Source organism: Streptomyces sp. R44, assembly GCF_041053105.1.
Classification (GTDB): Bacteria; Actinomycetota; Actinomycetes; order Streptomycetales; family Streptomycetaceae; genus Streptomyces.
Map to the genome: position 1 here is coordinate 6,513,684 of NZ_CP163444.1, position 18,725 is coordinate 6,532,408.

Genomic DNA, 18,725 nt, shown 5'->3' on the forward strand with positions numbered 1-18,725 from the left:
TCGACCCACCCTGGAGCCCCTGTCAATTGCGGAGACGGGGGCTCCTCTGCATCAAGCACTCACGAACCATGCGCACGAACGAGGAGCCATGCTCAAAAAACTTCGCCACGTCGACCCGATCCTGATCCAAGCTGTCATCGCGGCCGCTCTCTCCTTCGCCCACATTCACGACGTGGCGGAGACTGCTGGACAGACCGGATGGAAGGCGTGGGCCTACCCGGTGAGCGTGGACGTCCTCCTCGCGGTCGCGTGGAAGATGATGCGGACGCGCGGGGGAGTGGCTGCCTGGTTCTGGTTCCTCGTCGCCATGGCGGCGTCCCTCGGGGCGAACGTCGCGACGAGCGGCGTGATGAACATGGCCAACCCGCCTGGGTGGGTGCGGGTGGTCGTTGCTGGGTGGCCGGCCGTCGCTTTCCTCGGTGGGACGCTCCTTGTCCACAGGAGGAAGGACGCTGTCGTCGACGAGGTGCCGGAGGAGCCGCAGGCGCCCGCTGAAGAGCCCGCGGGGACGCCCGAGGCGGAAGGGGCGCCCGAGCCACTGAAGCCGCCCCAGCCGCCCGTTCTCGTCACCTACAGGGAGGCCGCAGACGCGTTGAGAGTCTCGGAGGGGACGGTCCGGGGGTGGGCGCACCGTGGACAGGTGAGTAAACACCCCGGGCACACCCCTTCGACGGTTCGTGTGGACCTTAGGGAGTGCAGGACGTACCAGGCTGGGCAGCTCGTCAGCCCGTGACCTAGCCCCACCCATCACGAGAGCCCCCGTCGGGATCATCCGGCGGGGGCTCTTTGCGTTTCCGGATCAGGCGAGCGCGCCGTCCTTCACGCCATCGACGAACGCGCTCCAAACGCCCGCGGGGACGACGAGCGCAGGGCCGGCCGGAATCTTGCTGTCACGGACGGGCATGGCGCCGGCGACGCCGTGCGCCACCTCCACGCAGTTGTTTCCGCCGTCACTGTAGCTCGACTTCGTCCAGGTCAGTCCGGACGCGTCGGCGTTGGGGATGATGGTCATCGGGAGTCCTTCAGGTTTGCAATGAGGTCGGCCGACTTGTCGAGCGGAAGCGCTTCCGCTCGGAGGTGCTCGAAGGCGCTGCCGTAGATCGACACTTCGGCGGTGTCTTCAACATACAGAGCGCTGGTCAGGTGCTCCACCAGGACGACGTCAAGGTCAGCAGTCTCCGGGAAACTGAGCATCGTGAAGGGTCCGCTGAGGCCCGGATGCGGAGCTGCGCCACGTGGGAGCACCTGTATCGAGATATGCGGGTAGTCCATGAGATCGAGGAGCCGCTGAAGCTGATCCCGCATGACGGTCGGCTGATCTTTCACCTGCATGTGTAGTGCAGCCTCGTGGATGATCGCCCACACGGGGAGGGGCTTGGGGCGGGACAACACGGCCTGTCGCGCCATGCGCACCTCGACGAGCCGATTGACGTGCTCAGCAGTCGACGTCATGTTGATCGCCGTGATCGTCGACCGGGCGTAGGCGGCAGTCTGGAGGAGGCCGGGGATGAGGACGGTCTGATACGACCGCATCGACGTAGCGTCGTCCTCCAGGCTGATGAGATCCGCGTATGACGGCGAAATGATGTCGCTGTACGTCTGCCACCATCCGCGGCGAGCTCCGTCCTTCGCCAGACCGTGAAGGACCTCCCGCTTGGGCGCGCCGGGTGCAACCTTGTAGACGTCGAGCAACGCGTCCAAGTCGCCAGGCTTGATCCCGATGCGGGCGGTCTCGATCCGGCTGGTCTTTGAGCCCTTCATGCCCGGGACTTTCGCCTCGACGTCGTCCAGGGTCAGCCCCGCCCCCTCCCGTAGCCGACGGAGCTCGGATCCGAGACGTCGCCGGCGCACTGTGGGCTCTCCCACGTGACCTCCCTCTCCATCACGCTGTGTCGCGCGCTGTGCACAGCCTTCCATAGGAGGATCCCTGAGGCGCAAGAGAATGCAATTTTGCATTTCTCTCCGCATGGGTTGCATTCCTGACGGGTCACCAGACACACTATGAGTGCAAGCCCGCACACGTGGGGTGATCTCACGGAAGGGCCAGGCATGTTCCATGCCTCCTTACGCGGGATCGCCCCGAAATTGCGGTGAGGGGATGAGATGGACGACGTCGAGTGGGCGCCGTTACCGACGCGCTACGCCGTCGACTCGCATGGGCGAATCGGCTGCATTCGAGAGCGGTACGCGGGTGTCGTCTACCTGCGCCCGCCGGGTGGCGGACGGGAATGGACGGTGCCGTCGCAATTCCTTCGTCAGCCGACGGAAGAGGAGATGGCGCAGGTGCGCGCTCTCGTGACTCCTGCGCCGGCGGTGGAGGCGTGAGCCCGGTGAAGTCGACGTTCCGATTCGTTGACCACACGATCACGCGTCACCCCGACGGAGAGCCGACATTCACAGCCAGATGCCTGCATCCGGACTGTGGATGGTCAGTCGCCCCTACAGCCGACGGGGCGCGGGCAGATCTGGACGTCATGGATCACACGGGCCGGACCGGGCACGGCATCTTCGCCCGCCGGTGTGAGGACGTCGCGGTCGTCGTCCGCAAGACATAGAGCTCCGCTCCTCCGGTGCCTGGGGAAGCTCTCCGGGGGAGCGGGTTAGGCCCGCACGGTGCGTCTCGCGAACGCCCGTGTCAGGGAACGGACGGGGCGCCGCCCGGTAGAGGTCGGAGTAGCGCCCCGTCCGTGCAACGCCCCTGTCCAGGCGGACAGGTCATGCACCACCCATCGAGAGAAGGGCACGGCACATGAACAAGGCACAGGACGTCGAGCGCTGGGCGGTCGTCGCCGGCAACGAGGAGAACTCGCAGGGGGAGACCGGCGACGGCTCCGACGGCGGGGAGGGCAACCCCCCGACCGGATGCGGCGACAACTAAGCACGTGAGCTAACTCGGCAGCCTCGCTCTGGCAGGATCAGGGCGGGGCTGTCGGGCATCGAGGGCAAGGAGCATGCACGTGGGCAACAAGATCATCTCTGATGTGGGGCGGGTAACTGTCTTCCCGCTACTGCACACCTGGCCCGATCGCTACGGCGTTGCAGCGTATGCCACCACCGGGCATTTCGGTATCACGGCCGTTATGGGTTACATCCCGATCCCGGCTGTCGCAGACATGAGCTTCCTCGACATCGCAGCCCGTCACAGTGGCGTCAGCGCCAGCCGGGAGGCCCACGCTGAATGGGCTCTCTGTACTGCCTGGAGCGCGCGGACGGTGGCCAAGCCTGGGTCTCTGGACCTCTACGAGGTCACGTGGGAGCTGGAAATTGAGGCCACGGCGTCACCGAAGGACGTCATCTACGGCCACCGTCAGTTGCACGTGGGCCGCTTCCGATTCCTGTCTGACGAGACCGTCACTGAGGCGAACGGCGCCGTGCGCATCCTCGACGACGAAGACCTCATGAAGCAGGCTCGCGCGGTGCTACCGGAGTTGCAAGGCGTCTGATCCGCTGACCGCCCCGGTCGTCCTTCTCCCCAGTGGAGGGCGGCCGGGGCTTTTGCGTGCGAGGATGAAGTAGTCGCAGGTCAGAGCCCATATACAAGGTAGGTAGCAACATGTACCCTTCTTCCGCTCCGACCACTACCTCAGCATGGGGTCCGGCGACGGGCTGCCCGGGCCGACGGACGCCTGGATCACCCTGGCGGGCCTGGCGCGGGAGACGAAGAGGATCCGGCTCGGCACGCTGATGACGGCCGGTACCTTCCGGCTCCCCGGGGTCCTGGCCATCCAGGTCGCCCAGGTGGATCGGATGTCCGGCGGCCGTGTCGAACTGGGCCTGGGCGCGGGCTGGTTCGAGGAGGAGCACACGGCGTACGGAATCCCCTTCCCGAGGGAGAGGTTCGGCCGCCTCGAAGAGCAGCTGGCGATCGTCACCGGCCTGTGGGAGACCGAGGTCGGGAAGACCTTCAGCTACGACGGGGAGTACTACCGGCTCACCGACTCGCCCGCGCTGCCCAAGCCGGCCCAGTCCAGGGTCCCGGTGCTGATCGGCGGGCACGGCGCGAGCCGTACGCCCCGCCTCGCCGCGCGGTACGCGGACGAGTTCAACATCCCGTTCGCCTCCGTCGAGGACAGCGAGCGGCAGTTCGGCCGGGTCCGGGCCGCCGCGGAGGCGGCCGGGCGGCCGGCGGGCGACCTGGTGTACTCGAACGCGCTGGTGGTCTGTGTCGGCAAGGACGACGCCGAGGTGGCCCGCCGGGCCGCCGCCATCGGCCGGGACGTGGACGAACTCAAGGCGAACGGGCTCGCGGGCTCGCCCGCGGAGGTCGTCGACAAGCTCGGACGGTACGCGGCGATCGGCTCCTCCCGGGCCTACCTCCAGGTCCTCGACCTGGCGGACCTGGACCATCTGGAGCTGATCTCCGACCAGGTCCAGTCGCAGCTGGGATGAGCGGGGGAGAACCGATGAGACCGGGCCGTATGTTCGCCGAAGCCCTCGGAGCGGGGGTGCTCGTCCTCGACGGCGGGCTGTCCAACCAGCTGGAGGCGCAGGGCTGCGACCTCTCGGACGCGCTCTGGTCCGCGCGGCTCCTCGCCGACGGGCCCGAGCAGATCGAAGCGGCCCACGCGGCCTATGTGCGGGCCGGCGCGCGGGTGCTGATCACCTCCAGCTACCAGGCCACGTTCGAGGGCTTCGCCCGGCGGGGCGCGGGCCGGGAGGAGGCGGCGGGGCTGCTCGCGCGGAGCGTGGAGCTGGCCCGGACGGCTGCGGAGGCGGTGCGGGAGGAGGTGTGGGTCGCCGCGTCCGTCGGGCCGTACGGGGCGATGCTGGCGGACGGCAGCGAGTACCGGGGACGGTACGGGCTGTCCGTCGGGGCCCTGGAGAGGTTCCACCGGCCGCGGATCGAGGTGCTCGCGGGGGCGGCGCCGGACGTCCTGGCCCTGGAGACCGTCCCGGACGCGGAGGAGGCCGAGGCGCTGCTGCGGGCGACCGCCGGATGCGGGGTGCCGGTGTGGCTCTCGTACACCGTCGAGGGCGGGCGGACCCGGGCCGGGCAGGACCTGGCGGAGGCCTTCGCGGTCGCCGCGGGGAACGAGCAGGTCGTGGCGGTCGGAGTGAACTGCTGCGACCCGGCCGAGGCGGGGGAGGCCGTCGAGCTCGCGGTGGCCGTGACCGGGAAGCCGGCCGTGGTCTACCCGAACAGCGGGGAGGAATGGGACGCCCGGGCGCGGGGCTGGCGCGGGGACATGGCCTTCGACCCGACGCGGGCCCTCGCATGGGCCGGAGCGGGGGCCCGGCTCGTCGGCGGCTGCTGCCGCGTCGGCCCGGCCACCATCGGGGCGCTCGCCGAGACCCTGGCGGCGAAGGGCGGTGACGCCACCGGCTGAGGTCCGAGGCCGAGGCCGGGGCCGGGGTCGGGGCTCGGGGGTCGGGGGTCGGGGGTCGGCTGAGCCTGCGTCCTCAAGGGCGGGCCGAGGCCGCGCCCGGGGTTCGGTGACGCTGTGCCCCGGGTCCGGCGACGCCGCGTCCCCGGGGTTCGGCGACGCCGTGCCCTCGGGTTCGGTGACGCCGCGCCCGGGTACGGCGACGCCGCGTTCCCGGGGTGGGGTGGAGTCGTGGCCGGTGGGGGCGGGGGAAAATGCCTGGTGGGGAGGGGAGGGGCGAACCATACTCGAAGGTGTGTTCCTGACGATCAGTACAACCGGCACCCCGGAGCGACCCGCGACCGATCTCGGCTTTCTGCTGCACAAGCATCCCGGGCGGGCGCAGGCGTTCTCTACCTCGCACGGCACGGCGCACGTCCTCTATCCCGAGGCGAGCGACGAGCGGTGCACCGCGGCACTCCTCCTGGAGGTGGACCCCGTGGCGCTGGTGCGCCGCGGCAAGGGCAAGGGCCGGGGCGGCGCCCCGGACTCGGCGCTCGCGCAGTACGTGAACGACCGGCCCTACGCGGCGTCCTCGCTGCTCGCGGTCGCGCTCGCCAAGGTCTTCAAGACCGCGCTGCACGGTGAGTGCAAGACGATGCCCGAGCGGGCCGCCGCGCCGCTGCCGCTGCGGGTCGAGGTCCCCGCGCTCCCCGCCCGGGGCGGCGCGGAGCTGGTGCGGGCGCTGTTCGGGCCGCTGGGCTGGGACACGGTGGAAGCCGAACCGGTGCCGCTCGACGGGGAGTTCCCCGAGTGGGGCGACTCGCGGTACGTGCGGCTGGTCCTGGAGGGCGAGCTGAGGCTCGCGGACGCCCTCAACCACCTGTACGTCCTGCTGCCCGTGCTCGACGACGCCAAGCACTACTGGGTCGCGCCCGACGAGGTCGACAAGCTGCTGCGCGCCGGTGACGGCTGGCTGGCCGGCCACCCCGAGCGGAAGCTGATCACCGCCCGCTACCTCTCGCGGCGCTGGGGTCTGGCCCGGGCGGCGACGGAGCGGCTCGAACTGGTCCGGCTCGCCGAGGCCGAAGGGCTGGACGTCGAGGACGTCGACAACGCCGTCGACGAGACCACCGACACGGAGGAGCGTCCGGTGCCGCTCGCCGAGCAGCGGCGCGAGGCGATCCTCGCCGCGCTGAACGGCGCCGGCGCGGCTCGCGTGCTCGACCTGGGCTGCGGGCAGGGGCAGTTGGTGCAGGCCCTGCTCAAGGACCCGCGCTTCACCGAGATCGTCGGTGTCGACGTGTCCGCGCGGGCCCTGGGCATCGCCGCGCGCAGGCTGCGTCTTGACAGGATGGGGGAGCGGCAGGCCGCCCGCGTGAAGCTGACGCAGGGCTCCCTCGCGTACACCGACAAGCGGCTGGCCGGCTACGACGCGGCCGTGCTCAGCGAGGTGATCGAGCACCTGGACCTGCCGAGGCTGCCGGCCCTGGAGTTCGCGGTGTTCGGCTCGGCACGGCCCCGTACGGTCGTCGTGACCACGCCGAACGTCGAGTACAACGTGCGCTGGGAGTCGCTCCCGGCCGGACACGTCCGGCACGGCGACCACCGCTTCGAATGGACCCGGGAGGAGTTCCGGGACTGGGCGGCCGGCGTGGCCGCGCAGTACGGGTACGGGGTCGGGTTCGCCCCCGTGGGACCGGACGACCCGGAGGTCGGCCCGCCGACCCAGATGGCCGTCTTCAGCCGTACCGACACCGAGAAGGAGGGACCGAGATGACCACCGAGACCCGCACCCTGCCCGTCACCGACCTGTCCCTCGTGGTGCTCGTCGGCGCCACCGGTTCCGGCAAGTCCACCTTCGCCCGGCGCCACTTCAAGCCGACCGAGATCGTCTCCTCCGACTTCTGCCGGGGGCTCGTCGCCGACGACGAGAACGACCAGTCCGCCAGCCGGGACGCCTTCGACGTGCTCCACTACATCGCGGGCAAGCGCCTCGCCGCAGGCCGGCTGACCGTCGTCGACGCCACCAACGTGCAGCAGGAGGCCCGGCGTCAGCTGGTCCAGCTGGCCAGGGCCCACGACGTGCTGCCGATCGCGATCGTCCTCGACCTGCCCGAGGAGGTCTGCCGCAGCCGGAACGCCGCCCGGCCCGACCGGGCGGACATGCCCGCGCACGTCATCCAGCGCCACCGGCGCGAGCTGCGCCGCTCGCTGCGCGGTCTGGAGCGCGAGGGCTTCCGCAAGGTGCACGTGCTGCGGTCCGTGGAGGAGGTCGAGGCGGCCGAGGTCGTCCTGGAGCGCCGCTTCAACGATCTGCGGCACCTCACCGGCCCCTTCGACATCATCGGCGACATCCACGGCTGCCGTTCCGAGCTGGAGTCCCTGCTCGCGAAGCTCGGCTACGTCGACGGCCACCACCCCGAGGGGCGGACGGCCGTCTTCGTCGGCGACCTCGTCGACCGGGGCCCCGACTCGCCGGGCGTCCTGCGCCGGGTCATGGCGATGGTCGCCGCTGGCGACGCCCTCTGCGTCTCCGGCAACCACGAGAACAAGCTGGGCCGGTGGCTCAAGGGACGCAAGGTTCAGGAGACGCACGGTCTGGCCGAGACCATCGAGCAGCTGGGGCGGGAGAGCGAGGAGTTCCGGGCGGAGGCCGGCCGGTTCATCGAGGGGCTCGTCAGCCACTACGTGCTGGACGGCGGGAAGCTCGTCGTCTGCCACGCCGGTCTGCCGGAGAAGTACCACGGCCGGACGTCCGGGCGGGTGCGTTCGCACGCGCTGTACGGGGACACCACGGGCGAGACCGACGAGTTCGGGCTGCCGGTGCGCTACCCGTGGGCGGAGGAGTACCGGGGGCGGGCCACCGTCGTGTACGGGCACACGCCCGTGCCGAACACCTCCTGGATCAACAACACCATCTGCCTCGACACCGGGGCCGTCTTCGGCGGGAAGATGACCGCGCTGCGCTGGCCGGAGCGCGAGCTCGTCGACGTACCGGCCGAGCGCGTCTGGTACGAGCCGGCACGGCCGCTCGCCACCGAGGCGCCCGGCGGGCACCAGGGACGGCCCCTGGACCTGGCCGATGTGCACGGGCGGCGGACCGTCGAGACCCGCCACGGGGGGAACGTCGCCGTGCGCGAGGAGAACGCCGCGGCGGCCCTGGAGGTCATGAGCCGGTTCGCGGTCGACCCGCGGCTGCTCACGTACCTGCCGCCGACGATGGCTCCGACCGCCACCTCGAAGGAGGAGGGCTACCTGGAGCACCCGGCCGAGGCCTTCGCCCAGTACCGGGCGGACGGCGTCGAGCGGGTGGTGTGCGAGGAGAAGCACATGGGCTCGCGCGCGGTGGCGCTGGTCTGCCGGGGCGCCGACGCGGCCCGCGAGCGCTTCGGCGTCAGCGGGGTGACCGGTGCGCTGCACACCCGTACCGGACGGCCCTTCTTCGACGATCCGGCCGTCACCGAGGAGGTCCTCGGCCGGCTGCGGACCGCGATCGGCGCCGCCGGGCTGTGGGACGAGCTCGACACGGACTGGCTGCTGCTCGACGGCGAGCTGATGCCGTGGTCGCTCAAGTCGGCCGGGCTGCTCCGCGCGCAGTACGCGGCGGTCGGCGCCGCCTCCGGTGCCGTCCTCCCCGACGCGGTCGCCGCCCTGGAGCGGGCGGTGGCGCGCGGGATCGAGGGGGTCGACGGGCTGCTCGCGAAGCAGCGGGAGCGGGCGACGGACGCGGCGGCGTTCACCGAGGCGTACCGCCGCTACTGCTGGCCGACCGAGGGTCTGGAAGGCGTGCGGTTCGCGCCCTTCCAGCTGCTCGCGGCGCGCGGGCGCTCGCTCGCGGCCGTGCCGCACGACGAGCAGCTCGCCCGGCTGGACCGGCTCGTCGAGCACGACCCGACCGGGCTGCTCCAGGTCACCCGCCGGCTCGTCGTCGACACCGGCGACGAGGCCTCGGTCCGCGCGGGCACCGACTGGTGGCTGGAGCTGACGGGCGCGGGCGGCGAGGGCATGGTCGTCAAGCCGCTGGCGGCGCTGGTGCGGGACGCGAACGGGCGCCTCGGGCAGCCGGGCGTGAAGGTGCGCGGCCGGGAGTACCTGCGGATCATCTACGGCCCCGAGTACACCCGCCCGGAGAACCTGGACCGCCTGCGGCAGCGCTTCCTCGGCCACAAGCGTTCGCTCGCCCTGCGCGAGTACGCGCTCGGCCTGGAGGCCCTCGACCGCCTCGCCGAAGGCGAACCGCTCTGGCGGGTCCACGAGGCCGTCTTCGCGGTCCTCGCGCTGGAGTCGGAGCCGGTCGACCCGAGACTCTGACCCGCAGGGCCGCCCGAACGCCGGCCGCGGACCCTGGCCGGCACCCGAGTGCCCGCCGCGAACCGTGGCCGGCGCCCGAGCGCCCGCGCGCCGCGGATCCTGGCCGGTGCGCGGTGCGCGGTGCGCGGTGCGCGGTGCGCGGTGCGCGCGTGCGGTGTGCCGTCCCCGGCCCGGGCCGGACCGCCGCGGCGAAGCGGCGATTCCGGTCGGTGTTCGCGAAGGCTTCACGAAGGCTTCGCGAACACCGCCGGGTCGCGCTCGCGGGGGGCGCAGGGGTGGCGTCGACGGCGCTCCCCTGCGCCCCCCGTGCTCGTTGACGCGTTTCTTCCGCACCCTCTAGCGTTCTTCACCCCATGACGTGACACAGCGTCAATAGTGTGGCGCAGTACGCCACATGAGGTGGGAACACACGCGCGAACACGCCGGTCGGCCACCGGCGGACGGTCTTCCCCGGAGGGCCCGCGGACGGTACGGGGGTGAGCGGTGATGAGTCTCTTCGGCCAGGACCGCTCCTTCCTCCACGCCCTCCCCGCGGCCGACCGGCGGTCGCTGCTCGCCGAAGGCGCCCGGCGCGTCTACGAACCCGGGGAGGTGATGATCCGCGAACGCGACACCAGCGCCTACGTCCTCGCACTCCTCTCCGGCTGGTCCGTCGTCTCCGTCGGCACCGAGCGCGGCTCCCGCCTCATCCTCGCCCTGCGCGGCGCGGGCGAGGTCGTCGGCGACCTCGCCGCCGTCGACCGCGGCCCGCGCAGCGCCAGCGTCACCGCCCTCGGCACGGTCGAGGCGGTGGCCGTCTCCGGCGACCGGTTCCGGCGCTTCCTCGCCGCCCGCCCGCACGCCACCGCGCTGATCATGCGCCAGCTCGCCACCCGGCTGCGCAGCGCCGACGTCGAACGCCGCGCGCTCGCCTCCGAGACCGTCCTCCAGCGCCTGGCCGCCCGCCTCGTCGAGCTGGCCGAGCGCGCCGGACGACGGGCCGACGGCGGCACCGTGCTCGACCTCCCGCTGCCCCAGCACGACCTGGCTGCGGCCATCGGAGCCACCCGGGAGGCCGTGGCCAAAGCCCTGCGCCTGCTGAGGGAGCAGGACGTCGTCCGCACCGCGAACCGCACCGTCGTCGTCATCGACATGCGGGTCCTGGTGCTGCTCGCGCAGGGGCGCGCACGCCCCGGCGGAAACCCGGCGGGCGAATCTCCGCCGGGTGTGTAAACGGCTACATCGCCGGCCGCGGAAGGCGGCCAGTCTGAACACGCGCACCACCACGGCACCACACACAGGGAGTCCGAGAGTGAGCAGTGCGGAAGTGAACGGGGTAGCGGGCGGGATCCACCGGTTCGTCGTCTTCGGCGACATCGTGGGCTCCGGGACCCTGGGCATGGCCGAGAAAGAGCTGCACCGGGCCGCGATGTACGCCGCCTTCGACGAGGCGTACGGCTCCGTCGGCGTCGAACCCGGCACCTTCCACCAGGAGGACCGGGGGGACGGCATCCTGGCCGCCCTGCGCCCCGACGTGCCGCCGACCCTCATGGTCGGGCGGTGGATCGACACCCTCTACGAGAGCCTGCGCGCCCACAACACGGGCCGCAGCCGGCGCCTGCGGCTGCGGATTGGCATGAACGCCGGGCTCGTCGCCCAGGACGCGCACGGGCTCGTCGGGCGGGCCGTGGACCTCGCCGCCCGGCTCTGCGACAGCGCCCCCGCCAAACAGATCATGACCGAGAGCGCCGAGGTCGACCTCCTGGTCGTCGTCTCCGACTGGCTGTACGGGAACGTGGTTGCCGAGGGCGGGCCCTACGTCGAACCGGCCCACTACCGGCCGGCCCGCGTCCGGTCCAAGGAGACCGATGAGACCGCGTGGTTCCACGTACCGCGCAGCACGGCCCCGCCGCTGACCGCGTCAGAGGCGGGCTCACGGACCGGCGTTGGGCCGTTGCGGGGGGACGGCCCAACGCCTCTGAATGGTGGCGGGAACCGTACGTACCACGTCGGGGGAGATCTGCTCGACGTCCACGGCAACACCATCCACGGGGACTTCACCGGCATCCGCAAGGGCCCGGCCGCGGGCGCGGGGGCGGGTGAACCGGAGTGAGCGACGAGGACGAGTCGGCGACCGGGAACGACAGCCCCGACTCCGGCCACGACCGGGACGACCGGGGCGACCGGGGCGACGCGCACGAACGGGGCGACCGTGGGGGCCGGGGCGGTGACCGCGGCGACCGGAGTGACCGGAGTGACCGGGGTGACCGCGAGCGCGGTGACCGGGACCGGGACCGGGGCGACCCCGCCGGTGAGCAGGCGCGTGAGCCGAGCGTCTTCGACGCCGCCGACCAGGGTCCCCTCGGCGGCGAGAGCGACACCGGCGGCGCCGCCACCGCGCACCGGGCCGTCCGCACCTGGACGAGCGGCGGAGCCGACCGGCTGACCACCATCCACGGCGACGGCACCGTCTTCGAGGGCAACCAGATCTTCGCCCTCTACGGCTCCGACCGCGCCCTCTTCGTCCAGGGCCCCGTCCCGCCCGAGACGCTCGACCACCTCGGCCGGGTGTACATCGCGACCTCCGGGTACGCCCGGATGCGGGCCCGGCTCGGCGACCACCGGGTCCTCGTCCTCTGCGGCGAACCCGGCAGCGGCCGCAAGGCCACCGCCCTCGCCCTCCTCGCCGAACTCACCGGCGGCAAGGTCTTCCGCCTCGACCCCCGGCACGGCGTCGACGAGATCACCGAGGACGTCCTCCAGGAGGGCGGCGGCCACCTCCTGGAACTGCTCACCGAGGACGTCCGCACCGAGAGCGAGCCGCGCCCCGCCCGCCCCGGCCGGGGCGAGCACGGCGCCGTCGCCCGCCGCCCCGCCACCCGCCTCTCCGAACTGCACCTCGACCGCTTCGGCGAACTGCTGCGCGGCCGGAACGCGTTCGGGGTCGTCCTCGTCGAGAACGGGGAGCTCGCCGACCGGCTCCTGCGCGGCCGGTACGGGATGTACTGCGCGCCCCCGCCCGCCGACGAGGTCCTCCACCGCCACCTCTGGCACCTGCTGCGCGCCGAGCCCGACGGGGCCCTCGGCGCCGCACGCGCGCGTGCCGGGCGGGCGGACGTCGTCCGGGCCCTCGGTCTGGAGGAGCTGCGGCCCCGCGAGGCCGCCCGGCTCGCCGACCACCTCGCCCGGCACTGGCGCGGGGAGATGACGGACGAGCAACTCCTCGCCGAGTGCGCCAGTTTCGTCCGCTCCCAGGCCCGTGAGTGGTTCGCGGGCGCCGACCGCCCCGGCGCGCTGCCGGAGGCGCTGCCCGTCCTGAACGCCGGCGCGTTCCGTATCGCCGTCGCCGTCTTCGACGGCTCCGCCTACAGCCTCGCCGCCGAGGCCGCCGAACTCCTCGCCTGGGAACTCGCCGTCACCCTCGACCCCGACCACGCCCCCGGGCGGCGGCTGTTCGGCACCCATGCCGAGCACCGGCCGGTGCAGGCCCGGGCCGTCCTGGAGGACGGCGAGCTGGACCTCGGCCCCGCCAAGGTGCCCGTGCGGGCCGTCCGCTTCCAGGGCGAGGCGCTCGCCGCCGCCGTCCTCGGCGAGATCTGGCACGGCTACCACAACGTCCGCGGCCCGGTGGCCCGCTGGCTGCGCGCCCTGTGCGACGACCCGCGCCCCGAGGTGTGGGTGCGCGCCTCCGTCGCCGCCGGCGTGCTCTGCTCCTGGGACTGGATCCACGGCTTCCGCGAGCTCGTGGTGCCGCTGGCGGTGACGGACGAGCCGCGGGCCCGGATGGCCGCCGCCACCGCGCTCGCCGAGGCCGCCCGCGATCCGCGCGTCCGGCCGGCGGTCGCCGCCGTCCTCAAGGACTGGGCCGCATCGGGCGAGGACACCCTCGTCCGGACGGCGCTGCTCGCCCACGGCTACGTCCTCGCCGCGGGCAGCGTCCCCGGCTCGCTCGACGCCCTCGCCCGGGTCGTCAGGACCCGCGAGGCGACCGACGTCGACGTGCTCGTGCCCGCCTCCTTCAGCGTGGCCCGGCTGCTCGCCTCCGGAGAGCCGGAGCCCGTGCTGCACCGGCTCCACCAGTGGCTCGGCGACGGCCGGCTCAACCTCGCCAACCTGGTCCACCTCGCCGTCATCCGCGCGCTGAGCACCCGGACCACCCACCTGTGGGGGCTGCGCGAGGTACCCGAACTCGACGAGCACGCGGCCCGCCCCCTGCTCGTCGCGCTGCTCGCGACCCGGCCCGAGCTCGCGCCCGAGCTCGCGCGGCTGCTGCGGCACACGCTCACCACGGCCCGCTCCGGAGAGGCGGCCCTCGAAGCCCTCGGCGGCATGCTCCGGCGCGCCGCGAAGGACCCCGAGGCGCTCGGGCACGTCCGCGCCTTCCTGCCGCGCCTCGCGGTGGACCGCCGCGACCGGGACCGGCTCAGGGGACTGCTGAACGAACTGGTCCGGGACCGTGACCGGCCCCTGGACAGAAGCGCGGCGCGCCGGATGTGGGACGCCGTGACGGAAGGAGCGAACCGATGACCGGGCCCGAGCAGAACAGGAACGCGCGGCCGGACGAGCGGGCGGGCCGGTACGAGCGGGACCGCGACGAGCGCGAGCGGTACGACGAACGGGACGGCCGGGAGCGGCAGCGGTACCAGGGACGCGACGGGCGCGAGCGGTACGAGGAGCGGGACCGGCGGGACCGGCAGCGGTACGAGGAGCGGTACGAGCCCCGGCCGTACGAGCGGCAGAACGGCGGCCAGCACTCCGGCGGCCGCGACGGGGACGAGGACCAGGACCTCGACCTCGACCGCGTACCGGACGAGGAGCCGGAGCAGTCGCGCGGCCCGGGGCGCCGGCACGCGGCGGCCTCGGGACGGCCGCGCGGCCCCCTCATCGGCGAGTACGCGCCCCCGTACCGCCGTCGCAGCGGCAAGGTCGCCGCCGTCCTCCTCTACCGCAACGGCGGCCACCGGGTGGTCTGGCCGGACCGCACCGAGGACGTCAACAAGCCGCTGTTCGGCTACCCGTACACGATCTTCGAGGTGCGGCTCGGCCGCAACGTCACCGAGTTCCGGCTCCAGCTGCCGGCCGCGGGGGACGGGGTCTTCTTCGACGCCGTCGCCAAGGTCCAGTGGGTGGTGACCGACCCGCACCTCGTCGTCCAGGAACAGGTCGAGGACGTCGCCGAACTGCTCCACGACGAACTGCTCGACGGCCTGCGCAGGCTGTCCCGGCGGTTCCGGATCACCGAGGCGCACCGCGCCGACGAGGCCGTGCGCGAGGAACTCGCCGCCGGACGCCTCAGCTTCGGCCGGGACATCGGGCTGCGGACCCGCGTCCTCGTCTTCATCGACCTCGACGACTCCGTCAAGGCGGAGGTCTCCCGCCGGGACATCGTCGGCGTCACCATGGAGGCCGACGAGCGCGAGGCCGAGGCCGAGCGGCGCAGGGAGGCGGCGGACCGCGCCCTGGTCGCCGAGCGCGCCCGCGAACTGGAGACCCTCTTCCGGCGCGGCGACCTGGCCCAGATCGCCCACCACATGGCGATGCACCCCGACAAGCAGTGGGAGATCCGCACCCAGCTCCAGCAGGAACGGCGCGAGGGCCAGGAGGACTACCTGCGGGTCTTCAGCCGGCTCCTGGACACCGGTGTCCTCGAACGGCACGACATCGGCGAGCAGATGTACCAGGTGCTCATGTACCTGCGGTCCCAGACCGGTGGTGTCCTCGGCGGCATCACCGACCGGGTCCTCAACCCCTCGGGCGACACGCCGCGGCGCCGCCGCGCCCTGGAGGAGGGCACCCCGGAGCCGAGCGAGCCGGACTGGGACGAGGAGAACCGGGACGCCCGACGCGGGCCACGGGACGAGGCGCGCCGGGACGGCCGGCGCGGGCCACGGGACGAGGCGCACCGGGACGCCCGGCGCGCGCCACGGGACGAGGAGCACGCGGAGGCCCCGCGCGACTCCCGGATCTACGAACCGACCCGCGTCGAGTCGGGCTCCGAGCGGGAGCGGGGAAGGTCCCGAACCCGTCGCGACGACCGGTTCGACGACGGCCGCGACCGCTACGAGCCGGACTCGTACGAACGGAACGACCGGTACGACCGCGACGACCCCTACGACCGCGAGAGCCGCGAGCTGCCGCGCCGGCCCACCGGGTCCACCCGGCCCAGCGCAGATTTCGACGACTGGGACGACGAATGAGCACCCCGGAACCCACTCCCGACCGGGCCCCCGTCCCCGCCCCCGTACCGCCCGCGGAGCTGCGGTTCATGGCCGAACGGCTCCTCGCCACCGTCCGGGAGGACATCGGCCGGGCCGACACCAAGGCCGCGATCCTGCTCTCCGGCGCCCTCGCGTTCCTCGCCGTCGTGTTCTCCGGGGACCGCGCCCCGCTGCCCACGGCCGGCACCGGACTCGCGTTCCTCCTCGCGGCGGGCGCGCTGTGGACGGCCGGGGTCCTGATGCTCGTCTCGGTCGTCCTGCCGCGCACCCGGATCGGCGCGGACCGCACGCTCCTGCGCGAGCTGACGGCCGGCCCGTCCGCGCCCGCGCTCCGGGAACGGCTCGGCGCGTCCGGCACGGACGCCACCGACTGGCTCCTCGAACAGGCCGGCGTGCACGGGCTCGTGCTCGCGGCGAAGTACCGGTGGCTGCGCCTGGGCGTGCTCGCGCTCGTGCTCGGCGCCCTCCTGGCCCTCTTCAGCGAACTGTGGTGAGAGAGAAGATGCAGTGGAACACCAAGGGGAGCGCCCTGCTCCTCGCCGGGGCGCTCCTCGCGCTCTCCGGCCCGCTCGGGGCGCCCGCCGCCGGGGCCCTCGACGCGCCCCGTACAGCCCTCACCACCGCCCGTACGGTCGCCGACCCCGCCGAGGGGCCCGACCCGATCGACTTCGCCGTCGTCGTCGACCAGTCGGCGAGCCTCGCCGAGAAGGACCTGGCGCGCGAGACCGAGGCCGCCGCGCTGCTCAGCCAGGGCGAGATATCGGAGCGCTCCCGGGCCACCGTCATCGGCTTCGGCAGCTCCGAGAAGCCCGGCCAGTCGCCCGTGAACGACGTCTGCCCGCTCACCGTCGCCGACGCGGCGGGCCGCGAGCAGCTCAGCACCTGCGTCCAGCGGCTGGGCCGCCGCGACGCCGCCCGCATGGGACCCGGCACCGACTTCCCCGCCGCCGTCCGGCAGGCCGTCACGCGCCTCACCGAGGGCGGGACCAGGACACCGGCCGTGCCCAAGGTCGTCTTCCTGCTCACCGACGGAAAACTGGACGTCGCCGACAGCCCGGAGTACGGCACCGACCGGGACACCCGCCAGTCCAACGGCGCGCGGCGGCTCACCGAGGAACTCGCCCGCGCCCGCGCCGCCGGCGTCCAGATCTGGCCGCTCGGCTTCGGCAGCGAGATCGACCGCTCCGCGCTCACCGCGATGGCCGAGGGCGGCTACCGGGGCGCCTGCTCCGACATCTCCGGGTCCGTCCCCCGTATGCGGGTCGTGGGCACCTCCGCCGAGATCGACAAGGCGCTCCAAGAGACCTTCGCCGCCGCCCGCTGCGCCCGGATCGCCGAGGGCACCGTCGGGAAACCGCCCGCCGACCTGACCGTGACCATCCCGCCGATCGCCACCGACGGCTCCCTCACGGTCGCCAAGCACGACCCGAAGGTGCGGGTCACCTACTTCGACCCCGCGGGCCGCAAGGTGCCCGTACGGGGCGAGTTCGACGGCTCGACCTTCGAGGTGAGCGGCCAGGACGGGCCCGTCGAGGCGCTGCGCGTGAAGGACCCGCTGCCCGGCCGCTGGCGCGTGCACATCGAGGCGCCGGAGGGCCACCGCGACCGGGAGGTCGCCGTCCGGGCCATCTGGCAGGGCCGCCTCCGCTCCGACGTCACCCTCGACCCGGCGTCCCCGCGCGCGGGGGAGAAGGTCACCGTGCAGGTGCGGATGCAGACCCGGCGCGGCGTCGTCATCACCGATCCGCAGCAGCTGGCCGGTCTCACGGCCTCGGCCGAGGTCGCCGGCGCGGGCTTCACCCCCTTCACCTTCAAGCTCGCCGACGACGGGCGGGCCCCCGACACGAAGGCCGGGGACGTCCGCTTCACCGGCACCTTCACCCTGCCCGCCGGGGCCACCGGCGACCTGGAGCTCGTCACGCGCATGGCCGCGCCCGGCATCACCTCCGACCGGCGCCCGGTGCACGCCCGGCGCGGCCCCGACGTACCGGTGCTGACCGCGGGGCTCACCGTCGAACGCGTCACCGTGCACCCGGGCGAGACCGTCCGCGGCACCCTCGACGTCACCAACAACGACTCCGCGCCGCACACCCTGAAGCTCGCCCTCCAGGACCAGACGCCGGGCGCCGAGCTCACCCTCGCCCCGACGCGGGTCACCGCCGTCGCGGGGCGCAGCACCCAGGTCCCCTTCACGGTGACCCTCGCGGCCGGCACGGCCCTCGGCGAACTCGGCGGCCGGGTCGCGGTCGTGGACACCGGCGACGGCGACACCGTCCTCGACACCGCCTTCCTCGACGTCCTCGTGGTGGCGCCGCCCACCTGGTGGGACCGCTGGTGGAAGGCCGTCGTCGGCGGCGCCGTCCTCGTCCTCGTCCTCGGTGTCCTCACCGGGATCCGGCTCGTCGCCCGGCGCCGCCGCCGCGACCTCACCGGGATCAAGCTCGAACTGTTCGACGGCGACCGTTCCCTGTTCGTCCTGATCATCCGCAAGGGGCAGAGCGAGAACGGAACCTTCTCCTTCACCGTCGACGAGCCGTACGGCGGGTCGCCGATGCTCCGCCACGTCCGGGGCGCCGCGGCCTCCACCGCCCACGTACTGCGCCGCACCGGCTCCGGCGAACTGCTGCTGCGGCCCCGGGGCGGCGGGCAGGTGCCGGTCAGGCCCGGCGAGCCGATCGGCCTCGGGGAGCACGAACTCGTCGTCCAGGGCGGCCGCGTGCCCACCCCGCGCAGGAGCCGGCCCCCGCGACGGCCCGACCCCGGCACGGGACGCGGCGGCGGCACGGGACCGGGCGCGGACCCCGGCGCCGGCACCGGCCCCGATACGGGATCGGGCGCCGGTCCCGGAACCGGTTCCTCCTCCGGGGCGACCGGAACCGGCGGGGCCGACACCTACGACGTGAACTTCTGA

15 protein-coding genes and 1 pseudogene are annotated in these 18,725 nt (G+C 73.2%); 14 read left to right on the top strand and 2 right to left on the bottom strand.

The features are described from left to right. Positions 1–88 precede the first annotated feature (88 nt). Positions 89–733, top strand: a complete 645-nt coding sequence (locus AB5J54_RS30490) for a DUF2637 domain-containing protein (RefSeq protein ID WP_369147109.1) — start codon at positions 89–91, stop codon at positions 731–733. Between the two features lie 66 nt (positions 734–799). Here AB5J54_RS30490 and AB5J54_RS30495 read toward each other — a convergent pair whose 3' ends face one another. Further along, positions 800–1,012: a DUF397 domain-containing protein gene (locus AB5J54_RS30495; RefSeq protein ID WP_369147110.1), complete on the bottom strand. Its 213-nt coding sequence runs from the start codon at positions 1,010–1,012 to the stop codon at positions 800–802. After that, positions 1,009–1,866 carry a helix-turn-helix domain-containing protein gene (locus tag AB5J54_RS30500; protein WP_369147111.1) on the bottom strand — a complete coding sequence of 286 codons (858 nt, stop codon included), beginning with the start codon at positions 1,864–1,866 and terminating at the stop codon, positions 1,009–1,011. The genes AB5J54_RS30495 and AB5J54_RS30500 overlap by 4 nt, the downstream gene beginning before the upstream one ends. Positions 1,867–2,103: 237 nt before the next feature. On the opposite strand from AB5J54_RS30500, the gene AB5J54_RS30505 reads away from it, so the two are divergent. The 13 genes and pseudogenes from AB5J54_RS30505 to AB5J54_RS30565 all read left to right on the top strand — a co-directional run bounded on the left by AB5J54_RS30505 (position 2,104) and on the right by AB5J54_RS30565 (position 18,725). After that, complete coding sequence (locus AB5J54_RS30505) at positions 2,104–2,325, top strand: hypothetical protein (protein WP_369147112.1); 222 nt, start codon at positions 2,104–2,106, stop codon at positions 2,323–2,325. A gap of 424 nt (positions 2,326–2,749) precedes the next feature. After that, positions 2,750–2,878, top strand: coding sequence for a hypothetical protein (locus AB5J54_RS30510; protein ID WP_369147113.1), 129 nt, complete (start codon positions 2,750–2,752; stop codon positions 2,876–2,878). 79 nt (positions 2,879–2,957) lie between these two features. Continuing rightward, positions 2,958–3,443: a hypothetical protein gene (locus AB5J54_RS30515; RefSeq protein ID WP_369147114.1), complete on the top strand. Its 486-nt coding sequence runs from the start codon at positions 2,958–2,960 to the stop codon at positions 3,441–3,443. 118 nt (positions 3,444–3,561) lie between these two features. Continuing rightward, positions 3,562–4,389, top strand: a pseudogene (locus AB5J54_RS30520) (TIGR03560 family F420-dependent LLM class oxidoreductase); the annotation flags it as partial. A 14-nt stretch (positions 4,390–4,403) separates the two neighbouring features. Further along, the gene (gene mmuM / locus AB5J54_RS30525; RefSeq protein ID WP_369147115.1) at positions 4,404–5,327 is read left to right on the top strand and encodes a homocysteine S-methyltransferase; all 924 of its coding nucleotides are present in this window, start codon (positions 4,404–4,406) and stop codon (positions 5,325–5,327) included. 292 nt (positions 5,328–5,619) lie between these two features. Next, entirely contained in the window at positions 5,620–7,083 is a 1,464-nt protein-coding gene (locus tag AB5J54_RS30530; RefSeq protein ID WP_369147116.1) for a 3' terminal RNA ribose 2'-O-methyltransferase Hen1, read from the top strand. Next, a complete protein-coding gene (locus AB5J54_RS30535; protein ID WP_369147117.1) occupies positions 7,080–9,617 on the top strand; it encodes a polynucleotide kinase-phosphatase in 2,538 nt (845 codons plus the stop codon). The genes AB5J54_RS30530 and AB5J54_RS30535 overlap by 4 nt, the downstream gene beginning before the upstream one ends. Positions 9,618–10,103: 486 nt before the next feature. Beyond that, positions 10,104–10,829 carry a Crp/Fnr family transcriptional regulator gene (locus tag AB5J54_RS30540; RefSeq protein WP_369147118.1) on the top strand — a complete coding sequence of 242 codons (726 nt, stop codon included), beginning with the start codon at positions 10,104–10,106 and terminating at the stop codon, positions 10,827–10,829. A 79-nt stretch (positions 10,830–10,908) separates the two neighbouring features. Further along, complete coding sequence (locus tag AB5J54_RS30545) at positions 10,909–11,709, top strand: hypothetical protein (protein ID WP_369147119.1); 801 nt, start codon at positions 10,909–10,911, stop codon at positions 11,707–11,709. Continuing rightward, positions 11,706–14,123, top strand: a complete 2,418-nt coding sequence (locus AB5J54_RS30550) for a hypothetical protein (protein ID WP_369147120.1) — start codon at positions 11,706–11,708, stop codon at positions 14,121–14,123. The genes AB5J54_RS30545 and AB5J54_RS30550 overlap by 4 nt, the downstream gene beginning before the upstream one ends. After that, positions 14,120–15,793, top strand: a complete 1,674-nt coding sequence (locus tag AB5J54_RS30555; protein WP_369147121.1) for a hypothetical protein — start codon at positions 14,120–14,122, stop codon at positions 15,791–15,793. The genes AB5J54_RS30550 and AB5J54_RS30555 overlap by 4 nt, the downstream gene beginning before the upstream one ends. Beyond that, complete coding sequence (locus AB5J54_RS30560) at positions 15,790–16,308, top strand: Pycsar system effector family protein (RefSeq protein ID WP_369147122.1); 519 nt, start codon at positions 15,790–15,792, stop codon at positions 16,306–16,308. Before AB5J54_RS30555 ends, AB5J54_RS30560 begins: the two co-directional genes overlap by 4 nt. Then, on the top strand, positions 16,305–18,725 hold the full coding sequence (locus AB5J54_RS30565) for a VWA domain-containing protein (protein ID WP_369147123.1): 2,421 nt from the start codon (positions 16,305–16,307) through the stop codon (positions 18,723–18,725). Before AB5J54_RS30560 ends, AB5J54_RS30565 begins: the two co-directional genes overlap by 4 nt.

Coding starts and splice junctions, on each gene's coding strand:
- AB5J54_RS30490 (WP_369147109.1), top strand. CDS start 89: ATGCTCAAAAAACTTCGCCACGTCGACCCGATCCTGATCCAAGCTGTC.
- AB5J54_RS30495 (WP_369147110.1), bottom strand. CDS start 1,012: ATGACCATCATCCCCAACGCCGACGCGTCCGGACTGACCTGGACGAAG.
- AB5J54_RS30505 (WP_369147112.1), top strand. CDS start 2,104: ATGGACGACGTCGAGTGGGCGCCGTTACCGACGCGCTACGCCGTCGAC.
- AB5J54_RS30510 (WP_369147113.1), top strand. CDS start 2,750: ATGAACAAGGCACAGGACGTCGAGCGCTGGGCGGTCGTCGCCGGCAAC.
- mmuM (WP_369147115.1), top strand. CDS start 4,404: ATGAGACCGGGCCGTATGTTCGCCGAAGCCCTCGGAGCGGGGGTGCTC.
- AB5J54_RS30535 (WP_369147117.1), top strand. CDS start 7,080: ATGACCACCGAGACCCGCACCCTGCCCGTCACCGACCTGTCCCTCGTG.
- AB5J54_RS30540 (WP_369147118.1), top strand. CDS start 10,104: ATGAGTCTCTTCGGCCAGGACCGCTCCTTCCTCCACGCCCTCCCCGCG.
- AB5J54_RS30555 (WP_369147121.1), top strand. CDS start 14,120: ATGACCGGGCCCGAGCAGAACAGGAACGCGCGGCCGGACGAGCGGGCG.
- AB5J54_RS30560 (WP_369147122.1), top strand. CDS start 15,790: ATGAGCACCCCGGAACCCACTCCCGACCGGGCCCCCGTCCCCGCCCCC.